Below are 14,171 nucleotides of genomic sequence, written 5' to 3'. Positions count from 1 at the left end.
GCCATCAGCGACGGCCGAGGGCGCGCAACTGCTGCGGGGTCAGCGAAGAGACATTCTGGTCGATGGGAGTGTCGGTGTACTGGTGGATGATCCATTTCTTCCAGTCGGCCGGCGGTGCGACACGCTCCGTAGCCGGGCCGTAGGCGGCCACCCACAGGGGATAGCCCGCCAGGCCGTGGCCGTAGGTGTCGGCGAAGTCCCGACCGCTGTAGAAGATGGGGGCGACACCGGTCTCGGCCTTCACATGGGCCAGCCACGTCTTGGCCCAGGCGTTGACGTGGGCGACGGACTCGCCGTCGGTGGTCTCCAGGTCCAGCACCAACAGGTCTCCGCGCTTGGCGGGCTGCTCGTTGACCACGGACAGGAAGTGGTCCGCCTCGGCGACGGGATCGTCGCCCGGGTGGCCGTAGTGATAGGCGCCGCGCACGATGCCCTTGCCGGCCAACTCCCGCCACTGCCGGACGAAGGAGGGGTCGCGGAAGTTCAGGCCCTCGGTCGCCTTGACGATGCCGAACTTGGCCGGGCTGGCGCTCCAGTCGTAGTTCGACTCGTAGCCGGAGACGTCCTGGCCGTAGGTGAGCGAGGTGGCGTGCGCAGAGCCGGTCAGAGCGACGACGGGCGTGATCATAGACACGGCCACGCTCATACCGGCGACGACGGAGCGGACACGCCTGCCGGCGAGGTTCAGCCGGATCTTGAGCGAAAGCACGGGCGAGAGGATCCGATGGGTGGGCATGAAAGATTGACTCCTTGCTTTCATGGCGCCTACCAGGCTGGGCTGGTCGACGGATTCGGGCAGGAAGTGCTCTGCGGGCCGGCCGGCAAAAGACGCGCGGCCCGGGCGACGAACGGCGCCGGCTGGGACAACGAAAGCCCGTAGCGGCGTATACCGTATACACAAAGGTACACAGAGCGTCATATATCTGCAAATCAGGCAAAACCGGGCGAGTGGCAGGCGTCATCGCCCGGCAGGCCGAGTCCGGGACATCGCCGATGGCTCAGGCGGAGCGCAGTGCGTCGGTCGGGGCGAGGCGGGCGGCTCGCGTGGCCGGGTAGAGGCCCGCGAGCGCGCCGATCAGTACGGCTGCTCCGAGGCCGGCGGCGATGCCCGTGGGCGGGATGAGCGGGTGCCAGTGGTGGTTGATCGCGGTGATGTAGGTCGCGGCCGAGCCGAGGATCGTCCCGGTGAGGCCGCCGAGCGTGGCCAGGAGCAGCGATTCGAGCAGGAACTGGGTGGCGATGTGCGGGCGGGTGGCGCCGAGGGCGCGGCGCAGGCCGATCTCGGTACGGCGTTCCAGCACGGAGATGACCATGACGTTCGCGATGCCGATGCCGCCGACGAGCAAGGCGACCGTGCCCAGGCCGAGGAGGAGGGACGTGGTGGAGTCGGCGACGAGCAAGCGCGATTCGAGCGCGTCGGACGGGCGGGTGACCGCGACTTCCTGGGGGAACTGGGGGTTGACGGCACGGGCCAGCAGGCCTGCGGTTTTCGTGACGTGTTCGGTGGCCGCGCGTAGGTAGAGGAGGGTGGGGTGGCCGGTGTAGCCGAGTGAGGCGGCGATGCCGGTGCCGATGAGCGCGGACCGGTCGATCTCGGGGGCGAGCTCGACGGGCTGCAGGATGCCCGCGACGGTGAACCATCGGCCGCCGAGCCAGACGCGGGTGGCCGGATCCAGGTGGGCGATGCCCAGCGTCTCGGCGGCCCCGTGGCCGAGCACCACGACCGGGTAGCCGCTGGTGGCCGGGGTGAGGAACCTCCCAGCTGCGAGGTGGCCGTCCAGGGTGGACAGCAGCGTCGTTTCGGTGACCCGGACCTCCATCCCGCCCGACTGCCCGGCGGGGATGCGATCGTTGCGGTAGACGCCGGTGTCGTGGAGTTGGGCGGTGGCGGTGACGTGTTCGACGCCGTCGGTGCGGGCGATGCTCGTGCGCGCGGTCGGTGGTAGTGGTTCCTCGTTGCCGCCGAGTTCGGCCACGGTCAGTAGGTTGGTGCCGAGACGGTCGATCCGGTCGAGTAGTTCGGATTGGCTGGAGCGGGTGATGCCCAGTACTGCCACGATCGCGGCGATGCCGATGGCGATGCCGAGCGTCGACAGCGCGGTCCGCGTCCTGCGGCTGCGCAGCCCGACCGTGGCCAGCGGCACCAGGTCACCGGCGCGCAGCCGGGAGACGGGCGTGGTCATGACTCACCGCCGATCCGGCCGTCGTGGATCTGGACGCGACGGGTGCAGGCGGCTGCGACATGCGGATCGTGGGTGATCACGAGCAAGGTGACGCCGTCGGCGTTGAGATCGCGGAGCAGGGTGAGGATCTGGTCGCCGTTGGCCGAGTCGAGGTTGCCGGTGGGTTCGTCGGCCAGCACGAGGGCGGGACGACCGACCAGGGCGCGGGCGATGGCGACCCGCTGGCGTTCGCCGCCGGACAGCAGGCGGGTCAGATGGCCGACCCGGTGGGACAGGCCGACGCGCTCCAGCGCGTCCATGGCGGCGGTACGGCGGCGGCGCGGCGGCAGGCCGCGGTAGAGCAGGCCGCCGGCGACGTTGTCGAGGGCCGTGAGATGGTCGAGCAGGAAGAACTGCTGGAAGACGACGCCGATCGTGTGGGCGCGCAGCCCCGACAGCCGCCGGTCCGACAGTGTCTCGATGCGCTCCCCGGCCAGGTGGACCGACCCCGCGGTAGGACGGTCGAGCCCGGCGGCAAGGTTGAGCAGCGTGGTCTTTCCCGATCCGGACGGGCCGAGGACCGCGACCATCTCCCCGGCCCGTACGGTCAGGTCCACCCCGCGCAGCGACTCGACGGGAGGCGTCCCCGGATAGGTCTTCACCGCGCCCTCGAAGGACAGCACCACATCGTTCATGGGGCGGTTCATGAGATCGTTCATGAGATCGTTCATGGGGCGGTTCATGAGACGGGCACCTCCACCTTGGCGCCCTCCTCGATGCCGGTCACCTCGACGGTTCCCGACTGGTCGTCGTAGAGCCCGGGCACGACCTGGACGAGCCTGCGGGCGGTGCCGTCCAGCACCGCGACCTGGTAACCGCCGTTGGAACCGGCCAGCAGGGCGGTGACCGGGACGGTCAGCACGTCCTGTCGCCGCTGGCTGATCACGTCGACGTTGACCGGAGCCTGGTCGAGTTGGGCGAGTTCTCTGCCCGGCTTGACCAGGCTGATCGTCAGCGGGATGGTGGCCGGGCCCTCACTACCCGGCGGCCCCTGCTGCTGCTGGGGCGGCGCGGTCGCCACTTTCCCGATGGAACGGATCCGCCCGTCATAGGTGTGTGAAGATCCGTAAAGGGAGACGCTGACCCGGTCTCCCACATGCACCTGCGACCGCCGATCGGTCGTCAGGGAGACCCGGACGACCTTCGTCGTGGAGCTCACCACGAGCACCTGAGCGCCCGGCCCGGCCAGAGCGCCCGCGGGGCTGTGGATCTGCGTGACCCGCACAGCCCCCGGCAGGAATATCACGTCGCCGGGCTCCAGTCGTCCCGTCCGGGACGCGTAGGACAGGCCGCGCGCCTTCTGCCAGCGCCGCACGGCCGCCGCGGTGGAGGCGGAGAAATGCCGGTCCACGGTCCCCGGTTCCATGCCCAGCGCGGCCAGGTTGCGTTCGAGTTGCTTGACGTCGGCGCCGTCGGTCATGCCCAGTGCGAAAGCCCGGTAGGCGGGCGTCCGGCCATACAGCAGGACCGTGGACGCCGCCCCGACGGCGAACAGGCGGCCGCCGCGCTTGATCACCGCACCCGGTGCGGGAACCGAGGTGATCACTCCGGGCGGGAGTTGGCTGACGATCGTGAACGACCCGTCGTAGCCGAGGGTCCCCCCGAGCGGCATCCGGGCGACGATGTCACCCCGGCCGACCGTCACCGACGTGACGGCCACTGGCGATCCGCTCACCTTGGGAGCGGCAGGATCCTGACGGGTGATCGCCCAGGCACCGGTCCCGGCCGCCGCGACCGCGGCGACGACAACGAGCACGCGCGTGGTCCTCATGAGCTGAGGATCCTGCCGGACCAGAACTGCTCGCACGCGACCATGGCGGTCCTGATGCGGTTCGATTTGCCCTCGGCCTGCAGCGGCGTCCCGGACAGCGGGAAGCTCCCGTCGGCCTTGGGATCGGGCCACTCCGGAAGTCCGTGCTGGCGAAGGCATTTCGCCAAGTTCCGCAGGGCGGGCACGTCCTTCGGACCCGGGTCCCCCACTCGGGGCGGCCTGCTCTTCCTGGGTGGGGATGCGTCCGACATCTGGTTGAGGAGCGACTTGCACTCGGGGAAGCCCTCCAGCGAGCGGAACACGGTCTTCACATCGCCGTTTCCACCGGGAAGGTTGAAGACGATGTCGTCGCCTTCGGCGTTCACGACCGGGTCGGGGAAGTTCGGGTGGCCGTGGGTCCGGGCGCACTGGGCCATTTGCCTTCCGATCGTCATCAAGCGCTGGACGTTGTTCTGACTGGGCGAGGGGGACGGACTGTCGGCGCCGCCGGCGGCCGAGCACCCGGTGATGCACACCAGGGCCAGGGCCGTACAGGCAAGGATGCGTTTCATGCTCCCAAGGCTGGACGCGCCGCCCGGGCCGCCGCGTCTGCCGTCCGGCGGACCCGGATGTATATCTCACGACAGATCCGCTTTTCATTACGGCGCGGATACCCTGCCGCCATGCGCACGTTCCTGGGCGACTGCGCCATGGTCATCGTGCTGGCCGTGACCAGTGCGCTGCTGGGCGCCGACCCCTTCTTCAACACGCCGGCCCAGCGCAAGATGATCAGCGTCTACGGGTCGGTGGACGACTGGCGACTGCAGATTCTCTGCTGGTGGCTGGCGGCCCTGCTCGCGGTCGCGGCGGTCTTCGCCCGGCACCGGTGGCCGCTGGCGGCGATGCTGCTAGCCACAGCGTGCGCGGCCTCGCACCTTCTCGGCTGGCCGGCGATGATGCTGGTCTCGCCGAGTCCCAAAGCGATGCTTGGCAGCGATCTGCTGCCCCTCGACCTGGTCGTTCTGGTCGTTCTGTACGCGCTGGCGAGTGCCGCCGGCACTCGCAGGCTGTCGCTGGCGGTGCTCGTCACCCTCGAAGCCGGGCTGGTCGGCATCGGCCTGGTCGGCCCTCTCATTGACACCCCAATACTCACCATCCTGGCGAAGACCAACCCGGCGAAGAGCCCTGTCGACAAACTCGCTCTGGCGGACCCGCTGGCGGACGTGCTGTGGCAGGCGCTGTCGTATGCGGTAGTTCCAGCGCTGCTGCTGGGCATCGCCTGGGCCGCGGGTGACAACGCCCGGACCCGCCGTTTCCACCTGGCCGTCCTGCAGGCACGGGCGGCCGACCTGGAACGCGAACAGGAGCAGCGGACGGCCCTGGCCGTCGCGACCGAACGCGGACGGATCACACGCGAACTCCATGACGTCGTCGCGCACGGCCTTTCCGTGATGGTCGTCCAGGCCCAAGGGGCGCAGGCGGCTCTGCACCGGCATCCGGAACGCAGCGAGGTCGCGCTGGCCAATGTGATCACTACGGGACGGGCCTCGCTGGCCGAGATGCGCCGCCTGCTCGGCCTGGTACGCGCCGACCCGTCGCTCGCTCCCCAGCCCAGCCTGGCCGCGCTCCCCGACCTGATCGAGCGCGTCCGGTCCAGCGGAACCCCGGTCACGTTCGCGATCATCGGCGAGCCCGCCACGCTGCCCGCGGGCATCGAGTTGTCCGCCTACCGGATCGTCCAGGAGGCGCTCACGAACGCCTTGAAGCACGCCCCGCCGGGCAGCCGCTGCAGCGTGGACCTGTCCTTCAATCCCGACACCCTGCACATCCGGGTCGCCGATACCGGCGCGGGTGGGGGGACACCGGTCTTCGGCAACGGGCTGCGCGGCATCGCGGAACGGGTGGCCGCACTGGGCGGGACGTTCCGGGCGGGACCGGCCGACCACGGCGGCTTCGAGGTCACCACGGTCCTGCCGGTGGCGGCCGCATGATCCGGGTCGTGATCGCCGACGACCAGGCCCTGGTCCGCACCGGCTTCCGCATGATCCTCGACGAGACCGACGACATCCGGGTGGCCGGTGAGGCCGCCGACGGCCTCGCGGTGCTGTCGGTCGCCGCCGAAGAGGCGCCTGACGTCGTCCTCATGGACGTCCGGATGCCCGGGATCGACGGCATCGAGGCGACCCGCCGCCTGCGCTCCGCGGAGTCCGGCCCGCATGTGATCATCCTGACCACCTTCGACCTGGACGAATACGTCTACGCGGGCCTGCACGCGGGTGCCGCGGGGTTCCTGCTGAAAGACACCCTCGCGGCCGACCTGGTCGCCGCGATCCGCACGGTCGCCGCGGGTCAGAACGTCGCCGCGCCCACGGTCACCAGCCGCCTGGTGAAGCACTTCGTCGACACGGCACCGCGCCCGGCGGACGGCTCAGGCCTGGCCCTCCTGACGTCCCGCGAACGCGACGTTCTTTCACTCATCGCCCAGGGCATGTCCAACCTGGAGATCGCCGACCATCTCGTCATCGGTGAAGGCACGGTCAAGACCCACGTCAGCCGCATCCTCGCCAAGCTCCAACTCCGCGACCGCATCCATGCCGTCATCTACGCCTACGAAAGCGGCCTCGCCAACTAGGGCCTGTACGGAGTTCGGATCTTCAGGGGGTGTTCACGAGGAGGGCCGGCCTGGGACGTGGCAGCCTCGAGGGCACTCGCTTCGCTTCGTGCTCTACGCCGTCGCCTCGACGGCCGAGCCCGCCGCGGCCTGCTCCCGCGTGACGCGGTGGCGTCGGGTCGGCAGCCCGAGCGTCGGGTTGGCGACGCTCCAGGCGGCGCCCTTGCAGATCAGCTCCTTGTAGAGGGCGGCGAGCCGTCCGGTCAGGACCGCCCGTACGGCGCGATCGTCGGCGGTGACGTACTGGATCAAGCCCTCCTTGCGGCCCAGAGAGATGCACTGGTTGAAGTAGCGGATCGGCACGTTCGGGAGCTTCCCGCCGGTCAGGCGCGCCGCGATCGCGTCGGCGGCCTGCCACGCGGTCGGACTTCCCGAGGCGCACGACATCCGCAGCGGCTTGTCCCCGGGGCCCATCACCATGGCCGCGTCGCCGACGGCGTACACGTCCGGGTGCGAGACCGAGCGCATGGTCCCGTCAACCACGATCTGGCCGATATCGGTGACCTCCAGGGCGGTCGCCTTCGCGATCGGGTGGACCGCGAAGCCGGTGGTCCACACGGCGACCGCGGCCGGGATGGCCTTGCCGTCGGCGGTGGCGACGCGGTCGGCTTCGACCGCGGTGACGGCGGCGTGCTCATGCGCGGTGATCCCGAGCCTGCCGAAGACCTTCCGCAGGTGCTCGCGGCCCTTGGGCGAGAGCCAGTCGCCGAGGCCGCCGCGGGCCGCGAGGGCGACGTCGAGGTCCGGGCGGGCCTCGGCGATCTCGGTCGCGGCCTCCAGGCCGGTGAGGCCGCCGCCGACGACGACCACGGTCTGCCCGGCGTCGAGGCGGGCCAGGCGCTCGCGCAGCCGGAGTGCTCCGGGGCGGCCGGCGATCTCATAGGCGTGCTCGGCGGTCCCGGGGACGCCTTGGGCGTTCCAGCCGCTGCCGAGGGCGTAGACGAGCGTGTCGTAGGCGAGTTCTTCGGCGCCGTTCGCGTCGACGACGGCGACGGTCTTGCGGTCGACGTCGACGCCGGTGACTTTCGCGAGCCTCAGTTCGACGCCGGTGCCCGCGAACATCTCACTGAATGGCCGGGGCTTGAGGTCCTGGCCGGTCGCCAGCTGGTGCATGCGGACGCGTTCGACGAAGTCGGGCTCGGCGTTGACGAGGGTGATGGCGACGTCCTCGCGGCGGAGCCGCTTGGCGAGGCGGCCGGCGGCGATGGCTCCGGTGTATCCGGCTCCGAGGACGACGATGCGGTGCTGCATTCCCTTGCTCCTGTCTTGCGCGGGTTTGCCACATGAACCGGGCGGCCCGCCGTTTCCTGACAGGAACGCGATGTGAAGCACCTCACATAGCGATCAGAAGGCGTTGAACAGGGGCTTCCCGTGGTCGGCGGCCGCCCAGTGCGCGGTCGCGCGTTCGAGCTTGTCGGGGTTGACCTGGTTATGGCACGCGGCGATGCCCTCGGCCGTGACCTCCAGGCACATGACGCCGATGACCCGGCCGTCCACGACGGCCACGACGGCGGGGTCGCCGTTGGCGGTCCAGGCGTAGACCTCGGGCGTGCCGCCGGCCAGGGCGCGCTTGGCCTCGCCGGGTTTGAACAGGCCCCTCAGGAACTTCGCGACCGCGACGGCGCCCGCGACCGCCTTGGCGCGGGCCGGGACCTTCCCGCCACCGTCACCGATCGAGATGGCGTCCTCGGTGAGCAGGCGCACGAGCGGTTCGATCTGGCCGCTGGTGGCGGCCGCCAGGAATTCCTCGACGATCCGCCGGGTGGAGGCCTCGTCGATCTCGGTGCGGGCCTTGCCGTCCGCGACGTGCTTCTTGGCGCGGTGGAAGATCTGCTGGCTGGTGGCCTCGGTGATGTCGAGGATCTCGGCGATCTCCCGGTGCGGGTAGTCGAAGGCCTCCCGCAGCACGTACACCGCCCGCTCGTTGGGCGAGAGGCGCTCCATGAGGGTGAGGACCGCGTACGAGACCGATTCGCGCTGCTCGGCGGTCTCGGCCGGGCCGAGCATCGGGTCCCCGGCGAGAAGCGGCTCGGGAAGCCATTGGCCCACATAGGTCTCTCGGCGCGCCCGCGCGGAGGTGAGCTGGTTGAGGCACAGGTTGGTGAGGACCTTCGTCAGCCAGGCCTCGGGGACCTCGATGCGGTCGATGTCGGCGGCCTGCCAGCGCAGGAACGTCTCCTGCACGGCGTCCTCGGCCTCCCCGGCGGAGCCGAGGAGGCGGTAGGCGATGGCCTCCAGCCGCGGCCTGGAGGCCTCGAACCGGTCGACGTCGTTCGCGGTCAAGGGCATGACGCGATCCTAGATCGCGCGGCGCGAGTCCGCCGCCGCCGCGATGGCGCCTCGCCCAAAACCGGTCTACAAGGTGCTGGACAGGCTCACCAGCACGCAAGAGCGGGGCCCCACGACACGTGCGAAACGCCCGTCGGAAGAGTGAATGGCCGCTGCCCACGATCGTCAGCCCGAGGTCGGAGGTTCTACGTCCAGCACCGCCTTGCCCGCGATACGCCGCTCCAGCAACGCTTCGGCGGCCTCGGTTACGCGTTCCCAGGGGCCGCGCCAGCCGACTTCCGGAGAGAGCCGCCCAGCCGCCACGAATCCGAGCAAGGTGGCCAGGTCGGGGCCGACCTCGTGGACGTCGCCGAACGAACTGATCGTCTTGACCGGTCCGACGGAGAAGAGCGAGTTCGGCACGAAGACCGCCGGCTCGCCGGACGCCCAGCCGATGCTCTGCACGTCGCCACCCGGTGCGAGAAGCGCCCAGGCGGCGGCCAGTTGTGCTCCGCCCACGGTGTCGAGGATGAGGTCGACCGGCCGGTCGACGCCCTCCAGGCCGATCACCACCTCGTGGGCGCCTGCCAATGCCGCCAACTGGACCGCGTACCGGCCGACGCCGCCGGCCGCTCCAGTGATCAGTACCCGCCGGCCGAGGATGGGGCGGGAACGCAGTGTGCGCAGCGCCGTGATGCCGGCCATCGGCAAGGCGGCAGCGTCGGCCAGGTCTACCTCGGCGGGCACTTCGGCCGCCGCGGTGACGTCCACCGTCATCCGCTGTGCCCATGCTCCGGCGCCGAACGCCGCGACTCTGGCGCCCGCCGCCGGCCCGGTGCCGTCCGCCGCGGCACGTACGACGACACCTGCCGCGTCGTAGCCGTGCACGGTGCCAGCGGGGCGCTGACCGGCGAACAGTATCTCGCCGCGGTTGAGCGAGATGTGCCGGACATCAAGCACCAGTTGGCCGGGCGCGGGCCGGGGTTCGGCAGCCGTTCCCAAACGCTGGGAACCGGGCGCATCGGGGTCGACGACGAGCGCACGCATGTCCATCGAAGGGCTCCTCAGGGGACCGGCGTCATCCGGACCGATGGTCCGGTGGCTGGGCGGCGGCGAGGTCATCCGGCCGCCTCACCGCCGGCGCCATTCGTCCGCGAGCAACCGGTAGGAACGAACCCGGTCCTCGTGGTCATGAGTGATTTGCTCGCCGAACTGCAGGCGGCCACCGGCGTCGCGTACCTGTTCATCTCCCACAACCTCGCCGTGGTGCGGCAGATCGCCCACCGGGTGGCCGTCATGCGGGCCGGCCGGATCGTCGAGATCGGCACGCCCGGCGAGCTCTTCGACCGCCCGAACCACCCCTACACACGGGAACTGCTCACGGCCATTCCCGGCGGGCGGCATGCCTGACGGCGCGCGACCGGCCCGCCGCGCACGCTCAGGCGGCGATGGGCGAGTAGGCGCCGGCGTCTCCCTTGCGGACCACGCTGGTGTCGCCGTTGATGCCGATCGGGATGTCGCCGGCGAGCGTGATCCGGTGCAGCAGGCGGGGCAGGTCGTCGTAGTCCGCGACGGCGTAGTGCTGCGTGGCCCGGTTGTCCCAGATGGCGATGTCACCGGCCCGCCAGGTCCACCTGACCGTGTTCTCCAGCCGCGTGATGTGCCGCTGCAGCAGGGCGAACAGATCCTGGAAATCGGCGCTGCTCAGACCCTCGAATGACCTGACGAAGTGGCCGAGGAGCAGGGACGGCTCGCCGGTCTCCGGGTGGATACGGACGACGGGGTGCTCGGTCTCGAACTCACTGCTCCGGAACGCCTCGCGATACTCCTGCTCCTTGACGTCGATCCCGCCGATCTGCGGGCGCTGCGCCGCGTAGTCGTACAGGTTGGAGTGCACCGCGCGCAACTGTCCCACCAGCGCCTGCAGACCGGGGTGCAGCCGCCGGTACGCCTCGACCGTGTTGGCCCACACCGTGGTCCCGCCGTAGTGCGGGAGCGTGACGGCGCGCAGCACACTGATCGCGGGGATCCGGTCGACGAAGGTCACGTCCGTGTGCCAGCTGTTGGCCTTGCCCTGCTCGGAGTCGATCGGGAGCACGGCCTCCCCGTCTCCGGTCACCGTCGGGTGCGGCTTGGTGACGGTTCCGAGCAGCCTGGTGAACGCGAGCTGGTCGGCGTCGGTGGCGTGCCGCTGGTCGCGCAGGAAGACCACACGGTGGCGCAGCAGGGCGGCGCGAAGCTCGGCGACCGCGGCCGGGGCGGCGTCGCCGCCGACCCGGATGCCCGCGACGACAGCGCCGATCACGCCGCCGACCTGGGTGACTTCGATGTGCCGGAAGGAGTCGTCGACGTGGGCGGGCGTCGCGTCATGAAGCTGGGTCATTTCCCTGACACCTTTCGAGGACGGTGTGTGCGGGGCCAACCACAGCGTCTGTCACACCGACCACAAAGTCAACTATTCCTATAGGTTGACTAGGGAATAGTGGCGCCCCAGGTGAGGGACAGGCCGGTGGCGGCGCGTTCGGTACGGATCTCCATCATGCTGCCGAGGATGGTGGCGTGGTCGGACACCACGGGCGTGGCGTCGAGCGTGTAGGTGATCCGGGTGCTGACGAGTACCGGGCTGCCCTGCGGCTCGTTGAGGTGGCGGGCGGCGGCGGGGTCGAGCAGTCCGGGCCGGACCACCTCTGACGCCTGCGCGACCGTCACTCCCGCGTCGGCGAGGGCCGTATAGAGGGAGACGGCGGTGAAGTCGCGGTCGCGGATCTGGTCGGCCACCGGCCGGCGGACCCAGGACACCTGGTGTACGGCGGGGCGTCCCGCGAACTCGCGGACCCGCTCCAGCCGCAGTGCGCTGTCGCCGGGACGCAGCCGCAGCTCCGCGGCGATGCGGGCGGGGGCTCGGCGCACCGCCCGCCCGGCCACCGCGGTGCGCACATCGTGGCCCTGTTTACGCAGGTCGTCGACCAGGCTGCGGAGCGAGTCGAGCTGGTACGCCAGATGGGGTGGAGCGACGAACGTACCCCTGCCGGGCTGCTGCACGATCAGCCTCTCGTCGCTGAGCTCCCGCAACGCCTGGCGCAGCGTCATGAGGGTCACCCCGTAGGAGGCGCTCAGCTCCCGTTGCGGCGGCAGGGCCTCACCGGGGGCGTAGTGTCCCGACCGGATCTTCGCGGCGAGGTCGGCGGCGATGGCGCGGTATCTCGCCTCGTGCCCGGCGTCGGGGGTCATCGTGCTCGGTCACACTCCTGGTCGAGGGCTTGCCGCAGGCTCGCGAGGAAGGCGCGCAGGTCGTCCGGCCCGGCCCCGTCGAGCACCCGCCGCATGACCGCGGCGCCGACCACCACGCCGTCGGCGTGCCGACGGGCTTCGCGTGCCTGGTCCGGGGTGGAAACGCCAAATCCTAGCAAGACCGGCCGGTCGGTGACGCGCCTGATCCGCTCGGTGAGCTCCGCCGCCGAAGCGGCGAGGGCGGCCCGCTCACCGGTGGTGCCCATCAGCGACACCGCGTAGACGAATCCGCGGCTGCGGCACGCGATCTCCGCCAGCCGCGGCTGCGGCGTCGCCGGCGACGCGAGCAGGACCAGTTCGATCCCAGCGGCGGCGGCCACGTCCGTCAGTTCGTCCGCCTCGTTCACCGGCAGGTCGGGCACGATCAGGCCGCCGACGCCGGCCCGGCGCAGCGCTGCGCAGAACGCCTCGGGGCCGTCGTGCAGCACCAGGTTGTAGTAGGTGCTGACGACCAGCGGCACGCCCAGGTCCGGCATACCGGACAGGTCGGCGAGGATCCGGCGGGTGCTCGCCCCCCGCGCCAGTGCCGTCTCGCTCGCCTGCTGGATGGTGACGCCGTCCAGCGTGGGGTCGGAGAAGGGCAGGCCGAGCTCGATCGCGTCCGCCCCGGCGGCGGCGAACGCCCGCAGGTAGTCCGTCCAGCCGGGCGTGATCCCCCCGGTCACGTACGGCATGAGCAGGCCGCGGCCGGTGTCCCGGCGGGAACGCAGGTGGCGTTCGACCGCGCCCGCGCCCGCGGCCAGGGTGGGGTTCGTCACAGCAGCTCCTTCAGGGTTGAGACGTCCTTGTCGCCCCGGCCGGACAACGTCATCAGCACCGTCGATCCCGAGGGCAGGTCTCCGTCACCCGCCGCGCGGATCACCCAGGCGAGGGCGTGCGCCGATTCGAGCGCGGGGACGATGCCTTCGGTACGTGCCAGCCGCACCGCCGCGCCGGCCGCCTCGTCGTCGGTCACCGTGACGTAGCGGGCCCGGCCCAGGTCGCGCAGGTGCGCGTGCTCCGGGCCGACGCCCGGATAGTCGAGCCCGGCGGCGATGGAGTGCGCCTCGGTGATCTGCCCGTCGTCGTCCTGCAGGAACAGCGAGCGGCAGCCGTGCAGGACGCCGAGCCGGCCGCGTGCCGCCCCGGCGCCGCCCTCCGCCTCGACACCGACCAGGCGCGCCGGGGTGTCGGCGAATCCGGCGAACGTGCCGGCCGCGTTGGAGCCGCCGCCGACGCACGCGACCACGTAGTCGGGGACGCCGGTCCGCAGCTCGGCGGCGCACTGCCCGCGGGCCTCGTCGCCGATGATCCGCTGGAACTCCCTGACCATCCATGGGTACGGATCCGGCCCGACGACCGAGCCGATGCAGTAGTGGGAGTCGCCGGTCGCGCCCACCCAGTGCCGCATGGCCTCGCTGGTCGCGTCCTTGAGGGTACGGCTCCCCGTGGTCACCGGGACCACCTCGGCGCCCAGCATGCGCATCCGGAAGACGTTCAGCGCCTGCCGCTCGATGTCGCGCTCGCCCATGAACACCGTGGCCTCCAGCCCGAGCAGCGCGGCGGCGGTCGCGGTGGCCACCCCGTGCTGGCCCGCTCCCGTCTCGGCGATCAGCCTGCGCCGTCCCATCCGGGTGGCAAGCAGGGCCTGGCCCAGCACATTGTTGATCTTGTGGGAGCCGGTGTGGGTGAGATCCTCGCGCTTGAGGTACAGCCGCACGCCCAGCGCCTCCGAAAGCCGTCCGGCCGGTGTGAGCGGGGTCGGCCGCCCGGCGTGCACGGCGAGCAGTCGCGCCAGGGCGCCGCGGAAGCCCGGATCCACCCAGGCCTCACGGAACGCCTCATCCACCTCGCGGCACGCCTCGACCAGGGACTCCGGCGCGTACCGTCCGCCGTACTCGCCGAATCGGCCCCGCTCTCGGGGCTCGCCCATCGTCCCGTCCAGCGGGACCGGCCACGGCGACATGTCTCGCATGCCATGCTCCCATCG

15 protein-coding genes are annotated in these 14,171 nt (G+C 71.0%); 3 read left to right on the top strand and 12 right to left on the bottom strand.

What is annotated here, in order from left to right; genetic code table 11:
- Positions 1–4 precede the first annotated feature (4 nt).
- The 5 genes from Pka01_RS30365 to Pka01_RS30345 all read right to left on the bottom strand — a co-directional run bounded on the left by Pka01_RS30365 (position 5) and on the right by Pka01_RS30345 (position 4,544).
- Positions 5–736 carry a glycoside hydrolase family 25 protein gene (locus Pka01_RS30365; protein WP_203886353.1) on the bottom strand — a complete coding sequence of 244 codons (732 nt, stop codon included), beginning with the start codon at positions 734–736 and terminating at the stop codon, positions 5–7.
- Positions 737–998: 262 nt separating this feature from the next.
- Positions 999–2,183, bottom strand: a complete 1,185-nt coding sequence (locus Pka01_RS30360; protein WP_203886352.1) for an ABC transporter permease — start codon at positions 2,181–2,183, stop codon at positions 999–1,001.
- Positions 2,180–2,857 (bottom strand): ABC transporter ATP-binding protein, encoded by a 678-nt coding sequence (locus tag Pka01_RS30355; RefSeq protein WP_203886351.1) that lies wholly within the window; start codon positions 2,855–2,857, stop codon positions 2,180–2,182. The genes Pka01_RS30360 and Pka01_RS30355 overlap by 4 nt, the downstream gene beginning before the upstream one ends.
- A 44-nt stretch (positions 2,858–2,901) precedes the next feature.
- Positions 2,902–3,993 (bottom strand): peptidoglycan-binding protein, encoded by a 1,092-nt coding sequence (locus Pka01_RS30350; protein WP_203886350.1) that lies wholly within the window; start codon positions 3,991–3,993, stop codon positions 2,902–2,904.
- Complete coding sequence (locus Pka01_RS30345) at positions 3,990–4,544, bottom strand: hypothetical protein (RefSeq protein WP_203886349.1); 555 nt, start codon at positions 4,542–4,544, stop codon at positions 3,990–3,992. The genes Pka01_RS30350 and Pka01_RS30345 overlap by 4 nt, the downstream gene beginning before the upstream one ends.
- 111 nt (positions 4,545–4,655) lie before the next feature.
- Here Pka01_RS30345 and Pka01_RS30340 point away from each other — a divergent pair, with 111 nt between their 5' ends.
- Both Pka01_RS30340 and Pka01_RS30335 read left to right on the top strand, forming a co-directional pair.
- Positions 4,656–5,963, top strand: coding sequence for a sensor histidine kinase (locus Pka01_RS30340; RefSeq protein WP_203886348.1), 1,308 nt, complete (start codon positions 4,656–4,658; stop codon positions 5,961–5,963).
- A complete protein-coding gene (locus tag Pka01_RS30335) occupies positions 5,960–6,604 on the top strand; it encodes a response regulator (protein WP_203886347.1) in 645 nt (214 codons plus the stop codon). The genes Pka01_RS30340 and Pka01_RS30335 overlap by 4 nt, the downstream gene beginning before the upstream one ends.
- A gap of 93 nt (positions 6,605–6,697) precedes the next feature.
- Here the strand turns inward: Pka01_RS30335 and Pka01_RS30330 are convergent, their stop codons facing one another.
- The 3 genes from Pka01_RS30330 to Pka01_RS30320 form a co-directional block, all read right to left on the bottom strand.
- Complete coding sequence (locus Pka01_RS30330) at positions 6,698–7,894, bottom strand: NAD(P)/FAD-dependent oxidoreductase (protein WP_203886346.1); 1,197 nt, start codon at positions 7,892–7,894, stop codon at positions 6,698–6,700.
- A gap of 93 nt (positions 7,895–7,987) precedes the next feature.
- A complete protein-coding gene (locus Pka01_RS30325; protein ID WP_203886345.1) occupies positions 7,988–8,932 on the bottom strand; it encodes an RNA polymerase sigma-70 factor in 945 nt (314 codons plus the stop codon).
- A gap of 165 nt (positions 8,933–9,097) precedes the next feature.
- Complete coding sequence (locus Pka01_RS30320; RefSeq protein WP_239115562.1) at positions 9,098–9,964, bottom strand: zinc-binding dehydrogenase; 867 nt, start codon at positions 9,962–9,964, stop codon at positions 9,098–9,100.
- A 138-nt stretch (positions 9,965–10,102) separates the two neighbouring features.
- Here Pka01_RS30320 and Pka01_RS30315 point away from each other — a divergent pair, with 138 nt between their 5' ends.
- On the top strand, positions 10,103–10,321 hold the full coding sequence (locus Pka01_RS30315) for an ABC transporter ATP-binding protein (RefSeq protein ID WP_203886344.1): 219 nt from the start codon (positions 10,103–10,105) through the stop codon (positions 10,319–10,321).
- 28 nt (positions 10,322–10,349) lie between these two features.
- On the opposite strand, the gene Pka01_RS30310 is transcribed toward Pka01_RS30315, so the two are convergent.
- From Pka01_RS30310 to trpB, 4 genes are all read right to left on the bottom strand, one after another.
- Positions 10,350–11,294, bottom strand: coding sequence for a TauD/TfdA dioxygenase family protein (locus Pka01_RS30310; protein WP_203886343.1), 945 nt, complete (start codon positions 11,292–11,294; stop codon positions 10,350–10,352).
- 89 nt (positions 11,295–11,383) lie between these two features.
- Positions 11,384–12,142 carry a GntR family transcriptional regulator gene (locus tag Pka01_RS30305; protein ID WP_203886342.1) on the bottom strand — a complete coding sequence of 253 codons (759 nt, stop codon included), beginning with the start codon at positions 12,140–12,142 and terminating at the stop codon, positions 11,384–11,386.
- Positions 12,139–12,960 carry a tryptophan synthase subunit alpha gene (gene trpA / locus Pka01_RS30300; RefSeq protein WP_203886341.1) on the bottom strand — a complete coding sequence of 274 codons (822 nt, stop codon included), beginning with the start codon at positions 12,958–12,960 and terminating at the stop codon, positions 12,139–12,141. The genes Pka01_RS30305 and trpA overlap by 4 nt, the downstream gene beginning before the upstream one ends.
- The gene (gene trpB, locus Pka01_RS30295; RefSeq protein ID WP_373318196.1) at positions 12,957–14,156 is read right to left on the bottom strand and encodes a tryptophan synthase subunit beta; all 1,200 of its coding nucleotides are present in this window, start codon (positions 14,154–14,156) and stop codon (positions 12,957–12,959) included. Before trpB ends, trpA begins: the two co-directional genes overlap by 4 nt.
- Positions 14,157–14,171 lie beyond the last annotated feature (15 nt).

This window comes from Planotetraspora kaengkrachanensis, assembly GCF_016862895.1.
Taxonomy (GTDB): domain Bacteria; phylum Actinomycetota; class Actinomycetes; order Streptosporangiales; family Streptosporangiaceae; genus Planotetraspora; species Planotetraspora kaengkrachanensis.
Note: the sequence above shows the minus strand (reverse complement) of the source record. Positions and strands in the feature narration are given on the sequence as shown.

Bases quoted from the DNA above. Each gene is read 5' to 3' on its own strand.
- Pka01_RS30365 (WP_203886353.1), bottom strand. From the start codon at position 736: ATGCCCACCCATCGGATCCTCTCGCCCGTGCTTTCGCTCAAGATCCGG.
- Pka01_RS30360 (WP_203886352.1), bottom strand. From the start codon at position 2,183: ATGACCACGCCCGTCTCCCGGCTGCGCGCCGGTGACCTGGTGCCGCTG.
- Pka01_RS30355 (WP_203886351.1), bottom strand. From the start codon at position 2,857: ATGAACGATGTGGTGCTGTCCTTCGAGGGCGCGGTGAAGACCTATCCG.
- Pka01_RS30350 (WP_203886350.1), bottom strand. From the start codon at position 3,993: ATGAGGACCACGCGCGTGCTCGTTGTCGTCGCCGCGGTCGCGGCGGCC.
- Pka01_RS30345 (WP_203886349.1), bottom strand. From the start codon at position 4,544: ATGAAACGCATCCTTGCCTGTACGGCCCTGGCCCTGGTGTGCATCACC.
- Pka01_RS30340 (WP_203886348.1), top strand. From the start codon at position 4,656: ATGCGCACGTTCCTGGGCGACTGCGCCATGGTCATCGTGCTGGCCGTG.
- Pka01_RS30335 (WP_203886347.1), top strand. From the start codon at position 5,960: ATGATCCGGGTCGTGATCGCCGACGACCAGGCCCTGGTCCGCACCGGC.
- Pka01_RS30330 (WP_203886346.1), bottom strand. From the start codon at position 7,894: ATGCAGCACCGCATCGTCGTCCTCGGAGCCGGATACACCGGAGCCATC.
- Pka01_RS30325 (WP_203886345.1), bottom strand. From the start codon at position 8,932: ATGCCCTTGACCGCGAACGACGTCGACCGGTTCGAGGCCTCCAGGCCG.
- Pka01_RS30320 (WP_239115562.1), bottom strand. From the start codon at position 9,964: ATGGACATGCGTGCGCTCGTCGTCGACCCCGATGCGCCCGGTTCCCAG.
- Pka01_RS30315 (WP_203886344.1), top strand. From the start codon at position 10,103: ATGAGTGATTTGCTCGCCGAACTGCAGGCGGCCACCGGCGTCGCGTAC.
- Pka01_RS30310 (WP_203886343.1), bottom strand. From the start codon at position 11,294: ATGACCCAGCTTCATGACGCGACGCCCGCCCACGTCGACGACTCCTTC.
- Pka01_RS30305 (WP_203886342.1), bottom strand. From the start codon at position 12,142: ATGACCCCCGACGCCGGGCACGAGGCGAGATACCGCGCCATCGCCGCC.
- trpB (WP_373318196.1), bottom strand. From the start codon at position 14,156: ATGCGAGACATGTCGCCGTGGCCGGTCCCGCTGGACGGGACGATGGGC.